We start from the raw sequence: 22,503 nt of genomic DNA, 5'->3' as shown, positions 1-22,503 counted from the left end.
CGATAAAAGCCGTTCGGGGAAGCAAAAATGTCGGTGAACGGTAGGTTTTGGGTGGTGAGCGTATGGTGGGGGAGGCGTTAGATATACTTGAAGACGTTTCATTTGACTGCGTAGGGTGCCACCAATGGCATCGTTGACATAGAAAGATCGACCTATGGCCGCTGTTAAAAAATCGGTTTCCGTTAAGGATGTGGCGCTCCTCGCGGGCGTCTCAGAACAGACGGTCTCGCGCACCGTCCACGATTCACCCAGCGTGCGCCCCGAGACCAAGGAGCGCGTGCGTGCCGCCATGCGCGAGCTGGGGTATCGCCCCAATTTTGCCGGTCGATCGCTGCGCCGCGGCAAGTTTAAGACCGTCGGCGTCGCCATGTTCAACATTACCGGTACCGGCAACCTCGACCGTATGGAGGGCTTTGCCGCCGCCGCCGATAAGCACGGCTACGCCATTACCCTCACTAAAGTAGATGGACATCCGTATACCCTCGAGAGCGCATCGTCGCGCATGAGCGCACTGCCGGTGGATGGCATGGTCGTGATCATGAATCGCATGCCGGCGGACTTTGGCACCTTTGAGCCGCTGCCTGGTATGCAGACGGTGCTCGTTACCATGCTGGAGCACCCGCTGTGCTCGACGGTCGATAACGATCAGTTCGATTGCTCGCGCCAGGTTGTCGAGTACTTGCTGGGGCAGGGGCACAAGACCGTGCACTTTATCTCGTGTCCCGAACGCTCGCTTTCGGGCATGCAGCGCGAGGAGGGCTGGCGCGAGACATTGCGCGCGCATGGTATTGAGCTGCCGCGACTCATCCGTGGCGACTGGACGGCGCGGAGTGGATATGCCGCAGGCCAGGCTCTGGCGGACGATCCGACCTGTACTGCCATCTATGCCTCCAATGACGCCATGGCCTACGGCTGCATTCGCGGACTCGAGTCGCGCGGAAGGCGTGTGCCCGAGGACGTGAGCGTGGTGGGGGTTGATGATAGTCTGGGCGACATCGTGCCCGATCGTCGCCTGACCACCGTGCGCTTTGACAACAAGCGTGTCGGCATGTGGGCAGTCGACAAGATCGCCGGCGCCGAGGGAGTTGCGTCTGGCGTGGAGCACATGCTGATCCCCGGCGTGCTCGTAGAGGGCGATACGGTGCGCGATTTGCGTTAGGGCGCGGTCCTGTTTGGGTTTCCGTTAATCATGTTTGATATTGTTCGAAATGGTTTGGAAACCGTTCGCGGGTTAAAAGTGACCGTTCATAGCTCGAAATTACGTTTTGTATTGTTCTTTATTGTTTGAATGTTAATGTTTCTGTCATACACAGCGCAGCGCGGATGCCCGGACGCGATGCTCTCCATTGGTTCATATGTGAAAGGAACGCAATATGGCAACCAAAGAAGAAATCTCGATGGTTGGATTCGAGATTGTCGCATACGCAGGTGACGCCCAGACCGATCTGCTTGCAGCGCTCGATGCTGCTCGCGAGGGTGACTTTGAGAAGGCCGAACAGCTGCACAAGGATGCCAGCGATGCACTTATCGGCGCCCACGACACGCAGACCAAGCTGCTTTCGCAGGAGGCCGGCGGCGGCGAGATGGAGATGACCTTCATCATGGCTCACGCTCAGGACACCCTCATGACCACTATGATCTTGGAGAAGCAGGCCCGCTTTACCATCGATGCCTACAAGCGCATCGCCGAGCTCGAGGCCAAGCTCGCCTAACGAGCCCTCACAACCAAGCCCCTTCCAAAAGTCCTGCCGCTACCCGCAGCAGGGCTTTTTCTGTCCTCCTCCAAGTTGCGGTGAAATAGGGGCTGACGGCCCAAAATGATCCGTTCTTCTCCGTCCCCAGGGGATCGGTTGGCAGCGTCGCCACGAAACTGGCGCATCTACTACGTTTAACCCGATACCCCCGAACACACCTGCGTTTCATGAAAAACTGCAAGCGTTCTACCTGTGGTTTTGTTTTTACGCCACGGGGCATGGTCGGAGATAGGCGGTTAAACGTAGTAGATGGGCTCATTTCATGGCGGGCAGGCCATGCAGCAGTCTGTTGCGCCTCTTGCCGTTCGGTTTTTCGCTGGGTGGGTATACTTCCATCCGCAATACAGGCCGGAATGAGGAGGTATCCAAATGCCGGACAACGGATCGATTCAAAAGAGAGACGCGGGCGAGATGGCTCATGGGCGTCCTGTCCAGATAACCGAGCAAACAACGGTGAGCGAGCTGCAGCCCAGCCTATCCGATGTCGTGTGCGCAAACAAAAAACTGCAGATTGGCCTCATCGTTGCGCTCGTGGTACTGGCGCTGCTGTCGGGGTTTGTGGCTCGTTCGCATTTTGCCGATACCAAGACTTGGGACTCTACCATCGAGGTCATCGATCAAAAGAAGGGCAATGTATTGGCGCTCACGACCTCGTGCGTCGCCCTATCTGCGGGTATCACTGCGCTGCCGGGCGATACGGGAACGCCGGTTGCCGAGCAGCTCGCACAGCTTTCGGGTAATCTTGGTATCGTGCTTGCCGTGCTATACCTAGAGAAATATTTACTCACGATTTTGTGGTCGGTTGGCCTGGGCATCCTGATCCCGTTTGCGCTGGTGCTCTTTGCAGCGTCGCTTGGCATTCACGGACGCTGGAGCACGAGCACGGTCATTCGTCGCGTGGCAACGCGTGTGCTGGTGGTCGCCATAATTAGCATGGTGTTGGTGCCCGCGAGCGTATGGGTGTCGCAGAAGGTTGATGAAACGTATCGAGTGAGCATCGAGGCGGCCGAGCAAAAGGCGACTGACGCTGCGAGTGCGGCAGATAGCGATAGCTCCAAAGCAAACAAGAAAAAGACTGAGTCCGCAGAGTCCAAGAACGTGCTTGAACAGCTTGCCGACGGTGCCTCGGGTCTCGTCACGACGGTGACCAGCGGCGCCAAGCAGATGACCGATGAGATTGTGCAGCAGGTGACCGATCTGATCGAAGGTGTCATAGTGATGATAGTGACCTCGTGCGTTATCCCATTGCTGGTGCTCGCGGCGTTTTTGTGGCTGGGGCACACACTGCTGGGGATTGATATTTCCGGGCCGACGAATTATTTGACGGGCCGCTTTCTGGGCACTCCGTCCAAGCATGCCAAGAAGGGCGGGCAGTCCTAGTAGCTAAAGCTGCCGTATATACCGGGGAATACCGCCGAAGGGCGGCCGAGACACGTTCTCGGCCGCCCTTTTGTTTGTTGAACACATGGTCGCTACGCCCGCGCCCGGTCCAAACGGTCAGCAATCATCCGTGAACGGTATTTGTTCAAAAAAGAACAAAGATAAACAAATAGTTGTTGCAGTTACTGTTCGAATGTGTTCAAATAAACATGAACAGTGAAGAATCGCACATTCAGATGCCCGGACCTGAACGAGATTCAACACTTCCAAACAGAAACTACGCACCTGCGTATCTCTCAAGGAGGATGTCATGAGGGTTGTAATCGCTTCCGATGCCGACGGTATGTCGATGAAGGAATCCATCAAGGAGATGCTCATCGCCGACGGTCACGAGGTCGTCGACTATTCCGAGACCCCTGCCGCGGACTTTGTCGATTCCGCGACCGCCGTTGCCAAGGACCTGCTGGAGCACAAGGATTCCCAGGGCTTTGCATTCGATAAGTACGGCGTCGGCTCCTATATGGCCGCCGTCAAGATCAAGGGCATGGTCGTCGCTAACATTTCCGACGAGCGTTCCGCCTACATGACCCGCGAGCACAACGGCTCGCGCATGGTCACCATGGGCCCGGGCGTTGTGGGCACCGAGGTCGCCAAGAAGATCGCCCGCGAGTTCCTGCGTGCACAGTACGCCGGCGGCCGTCACCAGATCCGTGTCGACATGCTCAACAAGATGGCCTAACGAGAGCCACCGAGAACTCGAACTTCTACCTCAACTTGTGAATTCAGACGAAAGGACGTTCTGATGAAGAAGACCATCGCAATCGGTTGCGACCATATCGTTACGGACGAGAAGATCTATCTGGCCGACCGCCTGGAGCAGGCTGGCTACCAGGTGCTCGACTGCGGCACCTACAGCCACACCCGTACGCACTATCCCATCTACGGCAAGGCCGTGGGCGAGGCTGTTGCCAGCGGCAAGGCCGACTTTGGCGTGGCCCTGTGCGGCACCGGCATCGGCATCACCAACGCCGTCAACAAGGTTCCCGGCGCCCGCTGCGCCCTGGTTCGCGACATGACCTCTGCCCTGTATGCCCGTCGTGAGCTCAACGCCAACATCGTGGGCTTTGGTGGCAAGATCACCGGCGAGTTCCTGATGGCCGATATCATGCTTGCCTTCCTGGAGGAGCCCTACGAGAAGACCCCCGAGCACGATGCCCTGATCGCCAAGATCGATGCCTGCAATAAGGCCGACGCCGAGGCTCAGGCTGACCCGCACTTCTTTGACGAGTTCCTGGAGAAGTGGGACCGCGGCGAATACCACGACTAGTGGGGTTACGCGGTTTTGCCAAACCGCGTAACGGGTCGACGCTGCGCGACGCCCAGGCACCCCATCTCGCCACTCAAACCGTCGCTCGCGTACATGAAGTACGCGTCGCTCCTCTTTCGCGGCGACCTGGGGCACCTGATCGCCGCTCGCTGACGTTGGGGGCACCTGTGGGGTTACCGCTGTTGTTGCGAAGCTTTCTGGTTCAGTAAGCTGCTCCGATAACACGTTTGCTTGCTTGGCTTGAGTGCTTCGCTCTTGGCGGTACCCGGCATTCTGCAGCTTTTCAATTGACGGCTCGCGTTTCTGTGAGGGGGCGCGGGCCGGTTTTCTATCAGCCCTATTGACTTGGTGGGCTGTCGTAAGAAAGGGAAGGCTCCTATGGAGTTTGTTCTTGATAACGGTTCTATCCGCGTGGCACTGAGCACGGCGGGCGGGTCGTTCACTTCTATTGCGGCCAACGGCCGTGAGTACCTGTGGCAGGGTGATCCGACAGTCTGGTCGGGCCAGGCCCCCATTTGCTTCCCGATCTGCGGTGGCCTTCGTGACGGCCACGCAATGACCATGGGCGGCCGCGAGGTAAAGCTCGCCCGCCACGGCTTTGCGCGCAAGCAGGAGTGGAAGCTCGAGGAACAGAGCGACAACATGGTTGCGCTGAGCTTAAGCTCTGCCGACCATGCCGAGTTGCTCGAGCAGTACCCGTATCCGTTTAAGATCGTTGCTCGTTACACGATCGATTCGGAAAAGGTTGCCGTGTCGTACGAGGTGACCAATGAGGGCACCGAGGACATGCCGTTCTTTGTGGGCGGTCACCCCGGCTTTAAGTGTCCGCTCGACGAGGGCGAGTCCTATGACGACTACGAGCTTCGTTTTGAGCAGCGTGAGGCCACCGACCTCTGCACTGCCGTTCCCTCGACGGGCCTGATTGATGTTGAGCATCGCAGCAAGAACCCGATGGTTGGCCATGACCTGCCGCTGACCCACGAACTCTTTGACTTCGCGGAGACCATCTTTGACGTGCTCGAGAGCCGCGTGGTTACGCTGACCAAGAAGACCGAGGACAAGGGCGTGCGCCTGACGTTCCCCGATATGCCGTACCTGATTGTGTGGAGCAAGCCCGAGGGTGACTTTGTGGCCGTGGAACCGTGGGGCGGCCTGTCCACCTGCTCCGACGAGGACGATATTCTGGAGCACAAGCGCGGCTGCCTGGTGGCCAAGCCGGGGGAGACCGTCACCCGCGGCTTTGAGATCGAGATCCTTTAACGAGCTATCGTATGTTTGGGGTCGCGCGTGTCGTGCCCCGGAAACAGGAGTTCAATATGATTCTGACTGTTACCATGAACCCGTCGATTGATACGCGTTATCAGCTCGATAAGCTGGTCATCGACGATGTTAACCGGGTGACGCCCGAAAAGACCGCTGGCGGCAAGGGCCTCAACGTGAGCCGCGTGCTGCTGCAGCTGGGCGACGACGTGCTCGCGACTGGCCTGCTTGGCGGTCACATGGGTGCCTATATGGCCGAGCTCATGGATGCCGACGGCGTCAAGAACGACTTTGTACCCATTGCCGGCGAGACGCGCATTTGCCTGAATATTCTGCACGAGGGCAATCAGACCGAGCTTTTGGAGAGCGGTCCGCAGATCGCCCCGGCCGAGCTCGAGGCCTTTACGGCCAAGTTTGCCGAGCTTGCAGCGAAGGCGGACGTTGTGACGCTTTCGGGCTCGCTGCCGCGCGGTGTCGATGCCGGCTACTATGCCGAGCTCGTCAAGATCGCCGAAGAGGCGGGCGCCAAGGTGCTACTCGACACCTCTGGTGCATCGCTGGAGGCCGCACTGGAGTCCGACGCTAAGCCTGAGCTCGTAAAGCCCAACCTGACCGAGATTAACGGCCTGCTGGGTACGTCCTTTACGACCGATGATGTCGATGCCCTGCGCGAGGCGCTCGCCGCCGATGACCGTTTTGCCGGTATTCCCTGGGTTGTCGTTTCGATGGGCGCTGCCGGTTCGGTGGGCTTCCATGAGGGCCGCGCGTTCCGCGCCAAGACGCCCGCGATTGCGGCTGTGAACGCGACGGGTTCCGGTGACTCGACCATTGCCGGTTTTGCGCATGCCATTGCTGCTGGTGCCGACGACGTCACGGTGCTCAAGACCGCCAATACCTGCGGCAAGCTCAACGCCATGGATCCCAAGACCGGCCACCTGGTCATGGACCGCTGGGACGAGGTCTACAACAGCGTAGAGGTAACCGAACTTTAGAGTTACGGCGTACCGAACAAAACGAGAGTGGATAATCTCCCATTTTGGGCTCGCAAGCGGGCTTAGAGTGGGAGATTTTCCACTCTCATGAGAGGCAGCTAATTTGGGACGGGGCTATTTTGACTACTTCTAGATGCAAAGTAGTCAAAATAGCCCCGTCCCAAATTAGCTGCCCTTGCACCAAAAACGGCGCCCGCCGGCGATGTTGCCGGCGGGCGCCGTTGTCTTGAAGACGAAATGATCCGTTTTCCTCCGTCCCCAAGGGATCATTACAGCGAGTTGATAAAGCGCTGCTGGGCGGCGCGACCGGCTTCGTCCCATTTAAAGACGCCGGCGTTGTCGAGCACGTGGCCAAACACCATGCCGACCTCCTCGTGCAGGATGTCGATGGCGCTATCCGCCGTAAGCTCGTCGGCGCGGCGGGCAAAGACGTCCTTGGCCCATGCGGCGTGGCTGCGGCAAAGGTCGTCGCCCTCGAGCGCGCCGGCAAGGTCGTAACTGACATCGGCCTTGGCTGCCAGCAAGTGCTCGCGGACAGCGCCGAGCTCGGGAACCAAGCGCGGCGGCAAAATGGCCAGGCCCATGACCTCGATCAGGCCGATGTTCTCCTTCTTAATATGGTGGTACTCGGCATGCGGGTGAAATACGCCCAGCGGATGCTCGTCGGTTGTGATGTTGCAGCGAAGCGCCAGGTAGGCCTCGTAGATCTCGCCGCCGGCATTGCCGCGAGAGTCGACGCGGCGGATGACGGGCGTCACAGTGTTATGCGCCACGCCGTCGGCCGTGTGTGCGATGACGCCCACAGACTCATCGGTCCACTCGCGCCAGGCGAGGATAATCTTCTCGGCGGCGTCGAGCAGCTGGGCGCGGTCGTGCGAGCGCAGTCTCAGCACCGAAAGCGGCCACTGCAACACGGTACCGCTGACCTGGTCAAAGCCGGACACGTTAAACTTCGAGACTTCGGTGGCATGCATCATGGGGAACTCGTGCGCGCCGCCCTGGAAGTGGTCGTGCGACAGAATCGAGCCGCCCACGATGGGCAGGTCGGCGTTGGAGCCAATAAAGTAGTGCGGGAACAGGTCCACAAAATCGAGCAGGCAGGTCAGTCCCTTACGGTCGACGTGCATCGGGCGATGCTCGGCGCTCATAGCAATGCAGTGCTCGTTAAAGTACGCGTACGGGCTGTACTGGAAGCCCCAGCGCTCGCCGTTGAGCTGGATGGGTATGACGCGCAGGTTCTGGCGAGCGGGATGGGCGCCGCCGTCGGCTGCGGCGGAGCGTCCAGGGTAGCCCTCGTTCTCGATGCACAGTTGACAGGCGGGATACTTCTCGCCCGTGTTCTTTGCGGCGCCGGCCGCGGCAATGTCGCGCGGGTCCTTCTCGGGCTTCGACAGGTTAATGGTGATTTCCAGGTCGCCCCAGTTGGTGGGGGTACTCCATTTGATATTGCGCGCGATGGCGGCGCGGCGCACGTAACCGGCGTCACAGCACAGACCATAGAACCAGTCGGTCGCGGCGCGGGGCTCGTTGACGCCCATGCGTCCGTTGAACTCCTCGTTTACAACCGAAGGCCTCGGCATGAGCGCGCCCATGATGCGCATGGCGATGCGGTCGCGGCCCGACGCCGTGTCCTCGGCAGCGCCGTTGGCAACGGCGTCCTCGGAAAGCGCGGCAAGCGTGCCCTCCAGGTCAAAATTGGGGAGCATATCGGGGTGCAAGAGCGAGAGCTTCTCGTTCTGCATCGCCCAAGCCATGTCGAGCGCGGGACCCGTGGCGCCGATGCACTCGAGAATGGTGTTGTAGGCCCAGATGCGGTCATCCTGTCCGATCATGGATCGATGGATGGCATACTCAATCAGGCCCTGCGCGGCCTCGCGCACATCAGTCATTACAGCCATGCCGCGTAAGCCCCCTTGTCAGAAATTGCGTAGTGGCGGGCAGAGCCCTCGCCCAGCCAGCCGTTCATCTTGGTGATGAAGGTGTCGACCAGGTCGAGCGGCACGAAGGCCTGGATGGTGCCACCAAAGCCGCCACCGTGGATGCGGACGGCGCCGCGGCCGTCGAGCACATGCTCGGCCAGCGCCAAGGCATACATGGAAGGTTGCTCGGAGCCCAGTTTGGCGACGACATTCTGCAGGTACATGGCGGAGCTGGCACCGGACTCGCGCGTCAGGACCAGGAACTGGTCGATGTCGCCGGCGCTAAGGGCTGCCCAGCGCTTATCGACCAGGCCGTTCTCGTACCAGTAGTGAACGGCGCGCAGGCAGGCACGGTCGCCCAGCTTGGCGCGTAGCTCAGGGAGCTTGGCGTCAAAATCCGCCACGTTTACCTCGCACAGGCGTGTCTTGCCAAGCTCGGCGGCGATGTCCTGCATCTCGCGCGGAACGGCGGCGTAGTCGTCGGTAGCTGCCACATGGTCGGCGCCAACCTTAACGAGCACGAGCGCATAGCCGTGATCCTCAAAGTTGAGTTCGAGCTTCTGGGTTTTAGGCTGAGCCTGGTCCTCAAAGTCCATGTAGGCGAGGCCGCCCAAGCAAACGGCGGCCTGGTCCATAAGACCGCAGGGCTTGCCATAGTAGTTGTTCTCGGTGCGCTGGCTCATCTGGGCGAGCGCGACGGGCTCGATGGCGGGTGCGCCCCAGAGCGTCTCCATGGCACGACCGTACGCCGCCTCGACGGCGGCAGAGCTGGAAAGGCCGCCGCCCGAGGGGACGGAGCAGGTGAAGGCGAAGTCGAAGCCCTGGGGCTCAACGCCCAGAGCAGCGATTTCGTGGGCCATGCCGCGGACGAGGCTCGCGGACGTGCCCTTCTCGGACTCTTGAATATCCAGCGTGTCGAGCATGATCGTAAACGTAGGATAGCCCTCGTCGGCGACGCGGATCTTGTTGGAGTCGGTCGCCACGGCGATACCGTCAACGGCGACATCGAGCGAGCCGGCGATAACATGGCCGCCCTCGTGATCGGTGTGATTGCCGCTGATCTCGGAACGCCCGGGTGCGTGCACGTAGAGCACCTGGCGGTCGCCGATGGGTCCAAACTCCTCCTCAAACAGCTTGGTGAGCATGGTGAGTGTCTTTTCGTCGGGGGTGGTCATGGGAGTCCTTTCCTTGGCGCGCACGGGTGAGTTTTGCGTCGCTATGAGTACGTTAACAACTTGAAGCGGCATGAACCAAGTGTTCACGATGCCGCACGTTACGGGCTATGTTAACGTACTCATAACACATCGCTTGTCACTTTTTGAGAATCCGGTAGCCGGTAGAATTACAGCCGTGAACGGTACCGCCGTATGGACTTATAAAGCAGAAGAGATGCAGATAGAAAAAGTAGAGTACGTTAACATGCGTCCGACGATAGCGGGCTTCGGCGCGGGGTGTGTTTCTGCCTGGGTCGGCATGCACGCTATTCAGATTTCGCAAAGGTGAAGGTGGTTCTGTGGCAAGGCACTCGTCCAACGATACAGGTACGCGTCCGGTCTCCATGGCCGACGTCGCCCGCGCTGCCGGTGTTTCGCAGCAGACGGTTTCGCGCGTCGCCAACGGCTTGCCCAACGTTAACGAGCAGACGCGCCAGCGCGTGCAGGCCGCTATGCAAGAGCTCGGTTTTCGTCCGAGTTATGCCGGCCGCTCGCTGCGCGACGGCCGTTACCATTCGGTCGGTCTGTGCGTCAACGATATCACCAAGTTTGGCAACCTCTCAATGATCGACGGCATCGCCAGCGCTGCTCGCGAGCATAATTGCGCCATCACGCTGGTCGAGATGTCCAAGACCGAGGAGTTTTCGCTTGCCGAGGCCACGCGTCGTATGGCTGCGCTGCCGGTGGACGGCATCATCATCGGCATGAGCCGCATGGCGCCCGATTTTGAGACGTTTGATCCGCTGCCGGGCATTGGCACGGTTATTGTTACCATGTACGCGCACCCGCGGGTGACCACGGTCGACTCCGACCATTACGGCTGCTCGCTCTTGCTTATGGATCATCTGTTTGAGCTGGGGCACGAGCAAATTCGCTATATTGGCGGCCCGTCGTTCTCGGTCGACGAGCAATTTCGTCGCGCCGGCTGGCAGGATGCGCTCGAGCATAAGCACATTAAGCCGCAGGCGCCGCTCGAGGGCGACTGGTCTGCCAACAGTGGCTACGAGGCCGGCAGGTACCTGGCCGAGCACGATCGCACCATGACGGCGATTTATGCGGCAAACGATCAGATGGCAAATGGCGCGATTGCCGCGCTGCGTGATAGCGGCCTGCGCGTGCCCGAGGACGTAAGCGTGGTGGGCGTCGACGATTCGCTCGACGACTTTGTCGCGCATAACGAGCTCACGACCGTTCGATTCGATTTACATCAGCGTGGACGCGAGGTGTTTGAGCACGCGGTTCCCGAGGCGGGTACGGCGGGCAAAACCGTTGCTATCCGTATTCCCGGCCAGCTCATTATTCGACATAGCACGGCGATGCCACGCTCATAGTTTGCGCAGGTAAACGGCGATTTATCGTATTTTAATAACAATCGGTAAGGATGCCGGCAGACAACAGTTGGAATGCTGCCAAGTGCTATGATAGACAGGTTATTTTGTCTATCTAGGAGGCTTTGCCTGATGGAGATCACCAAGGATATCCGCTACATTGGCGTCGACGATCACGACATTGACCTGTTCGAGGGCCAGTACGATGTGTCCGAGAACGGTATGGCATACAACAGCTACGTTATCTTGGGCGATAAAATCGCTGTCGCCGATTCGGTCGACGGTGGTTTTGTCGACGAGTGGCTCGGCAACCTCGAGGCCGCGCTCGATGGCCGTACGCCCGACTACCTGGTCATCCATCATATGGAGCCTGATCACTCCGCCGGTATCGCCGCCTTTATGGAGCGCTATCCCCAGGCGCAGATTGTGGCCAGCATGGGTGCTTTCCGCATGATGGTCAACTACTTTGGCACCGACTTCCCCGAGCGCAAAATGGTTGTCAAAGAGGGCGATGTGCTCGACCTGGGCGGCCACAGCCTGACCTTTATTGGCGCCCCCAACGTTCACTGGCCCGAGGTGCTCTTCTCCTATGAGGCCACCGACAAGGTGCTCTTTAGTGCCGACGGCTTTGGCAAGTTTGGCGCCAACGACATCGAGGATCCCGAGGGCTGGGCTTGCGAGGCTCGCCGCTACTACTTTGGCATCGTCGGTAAGTTCGGCAAGTTTGTGCAGGCCGTGCTCAAAAAGGCTGCCGATCTGGATATTCAGATCATCTGCCCGCTCCACGGTCCTGTCCTTACCGAGAATCTGGGCTATTACCTCGACACCTACAACACCTGGTCGAGCTATCAGCCCGAGGACGAGGGCATCACGATTGCCTATGCGAGTGTGTATGGACATCTGAAGGCCGCTGTCGAGGAGCTCGCCGCAGCGCTCGAGGCTCGCGGCCAGAAGGTTTCCGTCTTTGACCTGGCTCGCGACGACATGGCCGAGGCCGTTGAGGATGCGTTCCGCTATGACCGCCTGGTGCTCGCCTCTATCACCTATCAGGGCGAGATCTTCCCGTTCATGAGCACCTTTATCCACACGCTCGCCGAGCATGCCTACCAGAACCGCACCGTGGCGCTCGTCGAGGCCGGTTCCTGGACGCCCGCCGCTGCCAAGGTTATGACCAAGGAGCTCGAGGGCATGAAGGACATCACCCTGGCGCAGAACAAGGTGACCGTGCTGGGATCGCTCAACGACACATCGCGCGCCCAGATCGAGGCCCTCGCCGACGAGCTTTCCAAGTAGCGATATTTCGCTTTTAACGGGCAAAACCACCACAAAGGGACAGGCCCTTTGTGGTGGTTTTTGTTTAAGCGCCGGCGATGATGAGAGCTGGCCGTGCGCTGTCGGCGGCCTCGGCGATTGAGGTGGCGACGGCGGCGTCGGGGTCGCTGTCCATCACGATGATGTCGACGTCGGCAAGCTCGGCAAAACGGTACATGCCGCGTCCGTTGACCTTACTGGCGTCCATGAGGGCGACGCTTTGACGGGCGGCACCGACCATAGCCGCTTTGGTCTCGGCCATCTGCGGAAAGTCGGTCGTAAAGCCGCAGCCGGGAACAAAAGCGCCAGGACACATGATGGCAAGGTCGGCGTGGACCATTTGGAGCGCCTGCATGGTAAGTGGGCCGTACAGATAGCGATGACCTTTGCGCAGTGCCCCGCCCAGCATGACGACATCAACCGAGGGCATGCTCTCGTCAATATAATCGGCGATGGTAATGTCGGCTGTGATAACGGTGATGCCGTCGCGCTGATCGAGGAGCCGGACGAATTCGAGCGCCGTGGTGCCCGAGTCGACGAGCAGCGTGTCGCCGTCATTAACGAGCTCGATGGCGCTTTGCGCGATGGCCTGCTTGGCGGCGACGTTGACATTGATGCGGCGATCTTGCGTGGAGACGGTCAGGCGTTTGTGGAGCGATACGGCACCACCATGTGTGCGACGCAGCTTGCCTGCTTCGGCGAGCGCGTCCAGGTCGGCGCGGGCGGTGACGGAGGACACACCAAAGGTCTGGGCGATTTCTGCTACCTGCACCGAGGCGTTATGCTCGAGTATTTCCATAATGGCGGTACGGCGCTCGTCAGCAAAAGCACGGTTGGTAGCTTGGGCCATGTTTGCTCCATTCTCGGCTAAATTTGCAGGAATTGTGTTGACTCTATTTTCGTTCATTTTCTTTTTGAGTAAGAAAACACCTTTCGATTACTTATCTTTTCTATAAAAGAAAGACGCTAAACGCTCAAAATTCAATATCGAACACGCCCACTCGGTTCCGATTCCTTCCGTTTACTTTTCAAAAACGACTGTATTGGCCTGCATGGACTCAATATCTCGCACGTGCAAAGCCGCTGAATTTCATACAATGAACGCAGTAAAACGCAAGGTAAAACGCCTTGTGAACAACTACGCCCGATGTCCAGATGCGGGCGAGGGAGAGGAGCAAACGCTCATGGCACTTGTTACCACCGAAAAGATGCTCAAGGACGCTCAGGCCGGTCACTACGCCGTCGGCGCGTTCAACGTCGAGAACCTCGAGTTTGTTATGGCCGTTCTGGCCGCTGCCGAGGAGACCAAGTCCCCCGTCATCATGCAGACCACCCCGGGCACCATCAAGACCGCTGGTCTGGACTACTTCTACGGCATGGTGAAGGCCGCTGCCGAGCGCGCTTCCGTGCCCGTCGCTCTGCACCTCGATCACGGCGATGGCTATGACCGCTGCATGCAGGCTTTCCGCACGGGCTACACCTCCGTCATGATCGACGGCTCGCACGAGTCCTTTGAGGACAACATTGCCCTGACCAAGTCCGTCGCCGACGCTGGCCGAGCCATGGGCGTGCCCGTCGAGGCCGAGCTCGGCAAGGTTGGCGGCAAGGAGGACGACGGTCCCGCGGTTGAGGGCGAGAGCCCCTACACCGATCCTGCCGAGGCCAAGGAGTTCGTCGAGCGCACCGGCTGCACCTCGCTGGCCATTGGCGTTGGCACCAGCCACGGCGTGTACACGAGCGATCCGCACATCGAGCAGTCCGTGGTCAAGGCCATCCGCGACGCCGTCGACGTGCCGCTGGTTCTGCACGGCACTTCCGGTGTGCCCGATGAGCAGGTTGCCGAGGCTGTGAAGAACGGCATCTGCAAGGTTAACTACGCTACCGAGCTGCGTCAGGCCTACACCAAGGGCTTCATGGCCTACATGGCCGAGAACCCCGCCTGCTTCGATCCCAAGAAGCCGGCCAAGGAGGGCATGCGTGAGATCACCGAGCTGGTTAAGATCCGCATGACCAACCTCAACTCTGTGGGCAAAGCAGAGTAACAGCAAGGGTACTCTGATCCCACCGGGCCGTCCGGAAACGGAAAAGGGCCTATCTCTCAGAACGTCCTCGGACATGTCGGAAGCCCCGCTGCGCGCTACGCGCTGCGGGGCTTCCTCCGTCCTGCGGAATGTTCTGAGAGATAGGCCCTTTTCCGTTTCCGGACGGCCCTGCTCGATCGCCCTTGTGGCGTTGGGGCTGACGGGGTGGGGCGCTAGGGACGCTTTGTTGGTGGGGGTTAGTATGCCCGGGCTTGGTTGGGGAATGACTTGTTTAGGGATGCTTGGAGCTTTTCGAACGATGCTCGCAAGTTGAGATTCTGATCGGTTGAGCGTTTGGCTTTTGTGGTGGGGGAGTCGAGGGGGCCGTTTCTCTGTGTCGGGGGGAAGGAGAAAAGGTCTGCATGTTTTAGGGATGGCTGCTGTGTTGCGTCATTGGAAGAATGCATGCTTATGCGGCCTCCTCGATGTCCACCAAAAGGTTGCGCACGGGGGTGTGCTGCTAGGTCCCGTGCGTTGGCAGTATTATGCCGCGGCTGCTGCAAAGAAGCGCTAAAGAAAGGCTTAATCAGGTTTGATATAACAATGAAACCGCAGGTCAAAGGTATCCAATAACACTCTTGAAAGGTTTTGAGCTTAATGGCTTTCTAAGGTTTGCGGCTCGGATGTGGCGCGGACGTGCGGAGCGTGTGAATGATCGCTGTTAGCGCTGCGGTGCGGCGGCGCGTACCTGTTCGATGACCTTTTCCATGGTGGCGTCGATGCGGTCTTTCTTGAGCTCACATTCCCAGACGGTGATGGGCGTCCAGCCCATTCGGGTAAGCGCGTCGATGGCGGCTCGGTCGCGCTCGACGTTGCGGCGAAACTTTGCCTCCCAAAACTCAACATTGCGCTTGGGCTGGCTTGGATTGCACTTAGGGCAGCGATGCCAAAAGCAGCCGTTGACGAAAATGGCGATCTTGCGCCCGGGAAAGGCGATGTCAGGCTTGCCGGGTACCTTCCATTCCAGACGGTATCCCGTAAGGCCCGCTGCCCGCAGGCGCTGGCGAACGAGCAGCTCGGGTTTGGTGTTGGCGCGCTTGTTGCCCTTCATGGACTTTTTTATAGCGGCGCGACGGCGCACCAGTTCGCGCTCGTCAGCGGAGAGGTCCGAGGTATCGATGCCGTCGAGCAGACCGGGCTTGGGACGCTTTTTGCTGCGGCGCTTAGGTGCGCGCTTGGGTTTGGTGGCGGGTTTGTCGGCCGTGTTGGGCGTGGCGTCATCGGCGGCGCCGTTGGCCTCAAGCCGATCTTCCTTCAACTCAATCAGAGCATCGATAAGCCCTTTGTCGGCGGGCATCCACTCAACGGTGGCAAGCGAGGTGCGCGGAATCCAGCGGATATCGAGCTGGCGGTCGTGCTTCTGGGGCTCATCGGAGTCATCGGCGAGCGAGCAGTAGTAGCACTCCATGGAGAGATGAAAATCGGGGTAGTCGTACTCAACGGTATAGAAATCGCGCAGGTTGGTGACTTTTACCTGCAGCTCTTCTATGAGCTCGCGGCGTACGGCGTCCTCGGGCGTCTCGCCGCGCATGAGCTTGCCGCCGGGAAACTCCCAAAGTCCCCGCATGTCGCCATAGCCGCGCTGCACGGCAAGCAGCTCGTCAGATCCTTCCTTGCGAATGATCCCAGCGGCAACATGAACAGTCTTCAACAGGAGTCCTCTCTCAGCATCAACACATGACAAGGCAGCTCATTTGGGTAGTCTTTTTGGGACGGGGCTTTTTTAGCTGCCCTATGTCAAATGCGGCCTCATGCTTCGAAGGCTACGGATAGGGTAGCTAAAAAAGCCCCGTCCCAAAAAGACTACCCCTACCTTACGCAACGGTAAGGCAAGCGTAAGCGATATCGATGGTAGCCGACTCGGCTTCTTGCGACTATAGATGCCGTAGACTAATCGCAAGAAAGGACTCGGTATGCAAACCACGCACATGGCGACCCCGGTACTGGAAGTCGTGCATCTCGAAAAGGTATACGGAGCGCTGGGCAACGTGACCCGCGCGCTCAACGACGTCAGCTTTACCGTCAACCGCGGCGAATTCGTTGGCATCATGGGCGCTTCGGGCTCGGGTAAGTCGACGTTGCTCAACTGCGTGTCGACCATCGATAGTGCCACAAGTGGCACGATCCGCATCAACGGCCAGGACGTGACGCGCATGAAGCAGGCTAAGCTTTCGCAGTTCCGCCGCGAGGAGCTTGGCTTTATCTTCCAGGACTCCAACCTGCTCGATACGCTCACGGCACGCGAGAACATCGCCCTGCCGCTCACCATCGCCCGCACAAACTCGGCAGAGATCTCGACCCGCGTGCAGGATGTGGCAGCGCGCCTGTCCATCAGTCAGGTGCTCGACAAGTATCCCTACCAGATGTCCGGCGGTCAGCAGCAGCGCGTTGCCGCGGCCCGCGCGCTCGTCACCGACCCCACCATGATCATGGCCGACGAGCCCACCGGCGCCCTCGATTCCAAGAGCGCTCGCCTGCTGCTCGAGAGCCTGGAGGCCCTTAACCGCCGCCTGCGCGCCACCGTGCTCATGGTCACGCACGACAGCTTTGCCGCCAGCTACACGAGCCGTGTGCTGTTTATTCGCGACGGCAAGATCTTCACCGAGCTGCGCCGCGGAGACACCGACCGCCGCGAGTTCTTCGACCGCATTATGGAGGTCGTTGCCATGATGGGCGGTGAGGGCTCCGATGCTCTGTAAACTCGCTTGGGGCAACGTCCGCCGCGCCGGCCGCGACTACCTCGTCTACCTTTTGACGCTCACCCTGGGCGTCACGGTCTTCTATGCCTTTAACACCATCTCGATGCAGGTCGACATCGCCGGAATCGATGAAGAGGGCTTGGCGCAGGTTATGGGCAGCATGCTCGGCTACCTGACGTACTTTTTGGCCGGTGTCATGGCCTTTTTGATGGTGTATGCCAATAACTTCATCATGAAACGCCGCAAGAAGGAGTTTGGCCTGTACCAGGTGCTCGGTATGGGGCGCGGGCGCGTCGCCACGATCATGGCGCTCGAGACCGTGATAGTATCGGTTGTGGCCTTTGTCGCCGGCATTGTGCTGGGTGTGGGACTCTCCCAGCTCATGACGTTCTTTACGGCCTCGCTCTTTAAGACACAGATCGCCAATTTCCACTTCTTTTTCTCGGTGCATGCGTTCAACCTGACCCTTGCCTGCATGCTCGTAATGTTTGTGCTCACGCTACTGCTGAACCTTCGCGCCGTGCGTCGTACCAAACTCATCGAGCTTATGGGTGCCGAGCGTCGCAACGAGAGCATCAAGACACGCAACCCCTGGATCGCGATTGCCATCTTTGCTGTGGGCGTGGTGCTTGTGGGCGTGGCCTATTACCGTCTGCTACGTGATGGGTTCCCGCTAACCGCGACGGACAGCAAGCTGCAAGAGGCCATGAACCAGTTTGGCATTACGACCGCTATGGTTACCGTGGGCACCTTTGCCCTGTTCTGGGGACTCTCGGGCATGCTTATCAAGCTGCTGCAGAGCCTGCGCGGCGTGTATTGGCGCGGCCTCAACATGTTTATCGTGCGCCAGCTTGCGGCCAAGGTCAACACGGTGTGCTTTTCGATGGGCGTCATCGCGATGATTCTGTTCCTTGCCATTACTTCTGTGACTTGCGGCATGTCGATTGCCAGCGTGATGAACGAGAACCTGGAGCGCTATGCGCCGGCCGATATGTCGCAGACGTATGTCTATTACACGCCCGATACGCTCGACTACTACAAAGAGTATGTCAATCCGTCTGAGGCCGATCGCATGGTGCTGGCCGATACAACGGTCGATTTGTACCCTGCATGGCACGGTAAGGACAAGTCGGCGGACAACAACGACGAGACCGGCAAGAAGGTCAATATCGCCGATGTTGCCGGTGAGCATGTGCAGATCGATTCGTATCTAAGTTACCCGTTTGGCGGTTCGAGCCCTTCGGTGTCTGCGGGTGAGATGTGCAAGACCATGGGCGAAAAGCTTCCCAAGGCGTTCGGGGGTAGCAAGGCCGATGCGATGGGTCTGTTTGTGACGCCGGCGAGCCAGTACAACAAGCTGCGTCAGATGATGGGCGAGGAGCCGGTGAGCATTGGCCGCGACCAGTACTTGCTTACGTGTGATATGGGCGGTGAGCTGATCGACCTGTACACCAAGTATATGGCCGGCGGCCATGCCCTTACCTTGGGCGGGCATACGCTCAAACCCGCAACCGATAAGTCGGACGAGGACACGGCGGCCATCGCCAACTCGGCGATGGGCAGTAATCCGGGTACCGTCGTCGTTGCCGACGAGCTGTTGTCCCAAATTAATCTGCAGCCGTATTCCAGTAGCCTGCTCGTTAACTACAAACAGGGGATGGATACGACCGAGGCAGACGAGAGCATTGAATACACTGTGCTCGACAATCTGCTCGTTGACGGCAAGGAGCCGGGATCGTGGGGAATCTTCATCACACGCTCCGAGATGTACACGCAAGCAGCGCAGATGAACGGCATGATTAGCTACCTAGCCATCTACATCGGCTTTGTATTGGTCGTTGCATGCGCGGCGATTCTGTCGATCCAGCAACTCTCCAACGTGGCCGACGGCAGCCGCAGCTATCGTGTGCTGGCACAGATCGGCTGCGACGACCGCCAGATTCGCCATTCGGTGATGGCGCAGCAGGCGGTATTCTTCCTGTTCCCGCTGGCAGTGGGTCTGGCGCACTCCTTTGTGGCACTTAAGGTGATTATCGAGCTGGTGAGCATATTCGGAAATATGAGCATCGGCGGCACCGTGGGCCTCACCTGTGCAATCTTCCTAGCAGCATACGGTGGCTACTTCCTGGTGACCTACCTCATGGGCACCGGAATGGTGCGAGCTGCCATAGCCACCCGCTACAGCGAGTAACTCATCCAGTTTGGAATCATTGTAGGTTGAGCATAAGTCAGCGAAAGCGTCCCTAAGCGAGTAAAGTGACGTGAAAGAGGAGGGAAGCGTACTTCGGTACGCGACCGACGACTGAACGTCGGATTGCTCGCTCAGGGGCGCTTGCAGCGTCGAGCCGTTACGCGGTTTGGTAAAACCGCGTAACCCTTCCTTCGCGGCGGTTATTTGCCTATCTGGTGCGTCTCGGATGCAAGTGAGTAGACTTATTTAGATATGCCGAGCACATCGCGACAAATGTTCAATAAAATCGCAGGTCAGAGCCGCGGCGTTTTGGGCCGTGCTCGACCTCCTGCAAAAAGTCTACTCACTTGGTCTTACTGCTAGAAGACCGCCGCAAGGGAAAGCAGCTCTCTTGCGGCGGCTGGCGTTTGCCCAGATAAAACCTACCAAAATAAACCTGTCCCTTTTTGGCAGGTTAACGCTTCCAAAAGTGGAGGATGAGCGTGGTTCGGTTTTGCTGCTCGGTTTTGACCAGGATGTTGTGGATGTGGGTCTTGACGGTGCCCACGGCAAGGAATAGCTCGTCAGCAATCTCTTGGTTCGACTTGCCCAGCACAACCAGACGCAAAACCTCGGCCTCGCGGTTGGAGAGCCTGTAGGCGTTGCGATAGAAGGGCATTTGCTCTTCGATGTGTCGATCAAGATCGTTGACGTTCTTTTCCTCGGGCGCCTTCTCCATGCGAATTGAAAGCACGTGGTATGAGTAGATGATCAGCAGAATCGCAAAGTAGCACGCAAAGACGTTCTCGCTAAAGTTGCGCTCGGATAGATAAAGCTGCAGCCAAGAGGGTGCCAGACTCATGGGGATGACAAGGATGTTGTAGAAATCCTCGGCAACGATGCAACCGACCAGAATAGCGCCGATAATCAGGTGCTTTCGCTGGTTGTTAACGCGTGCCTTCAGCTCAACCTCCGTACTTTTATGAGCCGTCCAAAAGATATACAGTCCCACAAAGACAAGGAATACCTGACGCATCGTGTAGTAGAGCCACTGACGCATGGGGCCGGAGGGGACAGCGACGATAGTCAGCGACTCTAACAGCAAAAACGTTAAGACGGGGATAGTGAACTGCTTTTTTGAATGCTTATCGAGCAAGTCCATGGCAATCAGCCAAATAAAAGCCTGTGAAGTGGTCGCCACAAGGGTCCGAAACGCAGGCATGGTAATTGCGTAATAGTCGCTGGCCGGAAAAGTCTCGTTTTGCAACGTGTATTCAAAAAAGAAGATCTCGGTCATCTCGATGGCGTAGCAAATAAAAACGCCGCTGCCATAGATAAAGAAGCGTCGATGGGACGAGGCGTAGGCGGCAAGCGAAAGCACTGCCGTCACAATACAGATTACGAGTATCGCTAAGGTATAGAAGAACATGAGCGTGTCCATTTGTCACCGTCCTGCCTCATTTAAACTCTTATGGAGCCCGCTATATCCCACGGGTATACTTGTCTCAGCCGGTCGTTCCATTGCGGATTAGACGCCAGACATAGCATAGCCGTATACCGTTCGCGGTTCCAGACGGTAAACCCCCTGCAAGCCCGCTGCCTGCGGGTTTATATTGGTTTATAGAGGGTGTAACTCCGTGAACGGTCTTTAATCCCGAATAAACTAGGTAAAAATTGCACACGGGTGAATGATGGTCTTGTCAACACGAGGTGTGATGTACGAGCGCCTCACAGTAAATAAGTCGGCAAGACCGGCGGAAAGGAAATCGATATGGCACTGCCTAAGGATTTCATCGACACCAACGACTTCACCAAAGAGCAGATCCTGGCTATCGAGGATCTTGGCCTGGCAATGAAGAAGGCCATCAAGGTTGACGGTTATTATCCGCACCTGCTCCGCAACCAGAGCCTTGGCATGATCTTCCAGCAGGTCTCCACCCGCACCCGTCTTTCCTTCGAGACCGCCATGACCGACCTCGGCGGCCATGCTCAGTTCTATGGCCCTGGCACCATCCAGCTCGGCGGTCACGAGTCTCTGGGCGACACCGCTCGCGTTATGGGCTCGCTGCTCGACATCATGATGGCTCGCGTTGACCGTCACAAGGACGTCGTCGGCCTCGCCGAGGGCTCCGCTGTGCCCGTCATCAACGGCATGTCCGAGTTCAACCATCCCACGCAGGAGATGGGCGACCTCATGACCATGCTCGAGAACCTCCCCGAGGGCAAGAAGATCGAGGACTGCACCCTGGCCTTCATCGGCGATGCCACCCAGGTCTGCGTCTCCCTCATGTTCATCGCCTCCAAGGTCGGCATGAAGTTTGTCCAGTTTGGACCTAAGGGCCACCAGATCCCCGACGGCGGCCTGCACGTTGGCACCGTCGAGGAGCGCGCCGAGTTCGGCAAGCAGATGATGGCCATCGCCGAGGAGAACTGCAAGGTCTCCGGCGGCTCGGTTGTCATCTCTGACGACATCGAGTGCATCAAGGGCGCCGACTTCATCTACACCGACGTGTGGTATGGCCTGTACGACGAGGAGGTCTCGGGCGAGAACTACATGGACGTGTTCTATCCCAAGTATCAGGTCACCATGGACATGATGAACTTCGCCGGCCCCAACTCCAAATTCATGCACTGCCTGCCGGCCACCCGTGGCGAGGAAGTCGTCGACGAGGTCATGGACGATCCCGAGCGCTCCCTGTGCTGGGTCGAGGCCGAGAACCGCAAGCACTCCATCCGTGCTCTCCTTGCCGCCCTGGGCAAGCGCACTCCGCTCAACGACGAGGGTGTCGAGTACTCCGCCAAGGCTGAGCTCCACGCCGCTCTCGAGGCTCTCGAGCAGCTCTAAGCCTCAAGGCTTCTAAAAGCATGTTTGCGGGCGGTGGATGCTCGTCTCCTGTCGCCCGCTCACCGAGGCCCAAGCAATTGCCTTAATACCTTAGGGCCTCGAATCTGTCCAAGACTGAGCAAAGGATTAAATATGAGTGACGGAAAGAAAAAGCTTTCCTTCCTGACGGTCATTTCGACCATCATCTGCGTCGTCTTCGTTTGCGAGGCCGCCGCTCCTGCTG

Annotated in this window: 18 protein-coding genes; 13 read left to right on the top strand and 5 right to left on the bottom strand. The window is 58.6% G+C overall.

All coding sequences use genetic code 11. The annotated features are described in order from the left end of the window. The first annotated feature begins 154 nt into the window (after positions 1 to 154). The 7 genes from ACTQZF_RS08565 (at position 155) to ACTQZF_RS08535 (ending at position 6,713) form a co-directional block, all read left to right on the top strand. A complete protein-coding gene (locus ACTQZF_RS08565) occupies positions 155 to 1,159 on the top strand; it encodes a LacI family DNA-binding transcriptional regulator (RefSeq protein ID WP_441016752.1) in 1,005 nt (334 codons plus the stop codon). A 214-nt stretch (positions 1,160 to 1,373) separates the two neighbouring features. Next, positions 1,374 to 1,712 carry a PTS lactose/cellobiose transporter subunit IIA gene (locus ACTQZF_RS08560; RefSeq protein ID WP_055252615.1) on the top strand — a complete coding sequence of 113 codons (339 nt, stop codon included), beginning with the start codon at positions 1,374 to 1,376 and terminating at the stop codon, positions 1,710 to 1,712. A 411-nt stretch (positions 1,713 to 2,123) separates the two neighbouring features. Beyond that, positions 2,124 to 3,134, top strand: coding sequence for a hypothetical protein (locus ACTQZF_RS08555; RefSeq protein WP_441555048.1), 1,011 nt, complete (start codon positions 2,124 to 2,126; stop codon positions 3,132 to 3,134). Between the two features lie 310 nt (positions 3,135 to 3,444). Beyond that, positions 3,445 to 3,873 carry a galactose-6-phosphate isomerase subunit LacA gene (gene lacA / locus ACTQZF_RS08550; protein WP_006234830.1) on the top strand — a complete coding sequence of 143 codons (429 nt, stop codon included), beginning with the start codon at positions 3,445 to 3,447 and terminating at the stop codon, positions 3,871 to 3,873. A 63-nt stretch (positions 3,874 to 3,936) separates the two neighbouring features. Continuing rightward, positions 3,937 to 4,461 carry a galactose-6-phosphate isomerase subunit LacB gene (gene lacB, locus ACTQZF_RS08545; RefSeq protein ID WP_346981957.1) on the top strand — a complete coding sequence of 175 codons (525 nt, stop codon included), beginning with the start codon at positions 3,937 to 3,939 and terminating at the stop codon, positions 4,459 to 4,461. Between the two features lie 378 nt (positions 4,462 to 4,839). Then, positions 4,840 to 5,721, top strand: coding sequence for an aldose 1-epimerase family protein (locus ACTQZF_RS08540; RefSeq protein ID WP_441555047.1), 882 nt, complete (start codon positions 4,840 to 4,842; stop codon positions 5,719 to 5,721). 56 nt (positions 5,722 to 5,777) lie between these two features. Further along, positions 5,778 to 6,713 (top strand): hexose kinase, encoded by a 936-nt coding sequence (locus ACTQZF_RS08535; protein ID WP_154514968.1) that lies wholly within the window; start codon positions 5,778 to 5,780, stop codon positions 6,711 to 6,713. A 269-nt stretch (positions 6,714 to 6,982) separates the two neighbouring features. Here the strand turns inward: ACTQZF_RS08535 and ACTQZF_RS08530 are convergent, their stop codons facing one another. Together ACTQZF_RS08530 and ACTQZF_RS08525 are read right to left on the bottom strand one after the other, a co-directional pair. After that, positions 6,983 to 8,611, bottom strand: a complete 1,629-nt coding sequence (locus ACTQZF_RS08530) for a UDP-glucose--hexose-1-phosphate uridylyltransferase (protein WP_441555046.1) — start codon at positions 8,609 to 8,611, stop codon at positions 6,983 to 6,985. Beyond that, positions 8,602 to 9,807, bottom strand: a complete 1,206-nt coding sequence (locus ACTQZF_RS08525; RefSeq protein WP_441555045.1) for a galactokinase — start codon at positions 9,805 to 9,807, stop codon at positions 8,602 to 8,604. Before ACTQZF_RS08525 ends, ACTQZF_RS08530 begins: the two co-directional genes overlap by 10 nt. Positions 9,808 to 10,190: 383 nt before the next feature. On the opposite strand from ACTQZF_RS08525, the gene ACTQZF_RS08520 reads away from it, so the two are divergent. Both ACTQZF_RS08520 and ACTQZF_RS08515 read left to right on the top strand, forming a co-directional pair. Further along, entirely contained in the window at positions 10,191 to 11,177 is a 987-nt protein-coding gene (locus ACTQZF_RS08520; protein ID WP_154515200.1) for a LacI family DNA-binding transcriptional regulator, read from the top strand. A gap of 129 nt (positions 11,178 to 11,306) precedes the next feature. Then, positions 11,307 to 12,467: an FprA family A-type flavoprotein gene (locus tag ACTQZF_RS08515; RefSeq protein ID WP_427728570.1), complete on the top strand. Its 1,161-nt coding sequence runs from the start codon at positions 11,307 to 11,309 to the stop codon at positions 12,465 to 12,467. 64 nt (positions 12,468 to 12,531) lie between these two features. Here ACTQZF_RS08515 and ACTQZF_RS08510 read toward each other — a convergent pair whose 3' ends face one another. Then, positions 12,532 to 13,335: a DeoR/GlpR family DNA-binding transcription regulator gene (locus tag ACTQZF_RS08510; RefSeq protein WP_441555044.1), complete on the bottom strand. Its 804-nt coding sequence runs from the start codon at positions 13,333 to 13,335 to the stop codon at positions 12,532 to 12,534. A 334-nt stretch (positions 13,336 to 13,669) separates the two neighbouring features. On the opposite strand from ACTQZF_RS08510, the gene ACTQZF_RS08505 reads away from it, so the two are divergent. After that, entirely contained in the window at positions 13,670 to 14,527 is an 858-nt protein-coding gene (locus ACTQZF_RS08505) for a class II fructose-bisphosphate aldolase (RefSeq protein ID WP_022095149.1), read from the top strand. Between the two features lie 700 nt (positions 14,528 to 15,227). Here ACTQZF_RS08505 and vsr read toward each other — a convergent pair. After that, positions 15,228 to 16,217 (bottom strand): DNA mismatch endonuclease Vsr, encoded by a 990-nt coding sequence (gene vsr / locus ACTQZF_RS08500; protein ID WP_441555043.1) that lies wholly within the window; start codon positions 16,215 to 16,217, stop codon positions 15,228 to 15,230. 262 nt (positions 16,218 to 16,479) lie between these two features. Between vsr and ACTQZF_RS08495 the strand changes: the two genes are divergently transcribed. Beyond that, entirely contained in the window at positions 16,480 to 17,265 is a 786-nt protein-coding gene (locus ACTQZF_RS08495) for an ABC transporter ATP-binding protein (RefSeq protein WP_427719015.1), read from the top strand. Next, complete coding sequence (locus ACTQZF_RS08490) at positions 17,255 to 19,456, top strand: FtsX-like permease family protein (protein ID WP_441555042.1); 2,202 nt, start codon at positions 17,255 to 17,257, stop codon at positions 19,454 to 19,456. Before ACTQZF_RS08495 ends, ACTQZF_RS08490 begins: the two co-directional genes overlap by 11 nt. A 454-nt stretch (positions 19,457 to 19,910) precedes the next feature. Here ACTQZF_RS08490 and ACTQZF_RS08485 read toward each other — a convergent pair whose 3' ends face one another. Further along, on the bottom strand, positions 19,911 to 20,876 hold the full coding sequence (locus ACTQZF_RS08485; protein WP_441555041.1) for a response regulator transcription factor: 966 nt from the start codon (positions 20,874 to 20,876) through the stop codon (positions 19,911 to 19,913). A gap of 330 nt (positions 20,877 to 21,206) precedes the next feature. Here ACTQZF_RS08485 and ptcA point away from each other — a divergent pair, with 330 nt between their 5' ends. Continuing rightward, on the top strand, positions 21,207 to 22,280 hold the full coding sequence (gene ptcA / locus ACTQZF_RS08480) for a putrescine carbamoyltransferase (protein ID WP_427728553.1): 1,074 nt from the start codon (positions 21,207 to 21,209) through the stop codon (positions 22,278 to 22,280). Positions 22,281 to 22,503: the final 223 nt, after the last annotated feature.

The organism is Collinsella sp. LCP19S3_H3, from assembly GCF_052119145.1.
In the GTDB taxonomy this organism is placed as follows: domain Bacteria; phylum Actinomycetota; class Coriobacteriia; order Coriobacteriales; family Coriobacteriaceae; genus Collinsella.
The sequence above is the reverse complement of the archived record's forward strand: the minus strand, read 5'-3'. Positions and strand labels throughout refer to the sequence as shown.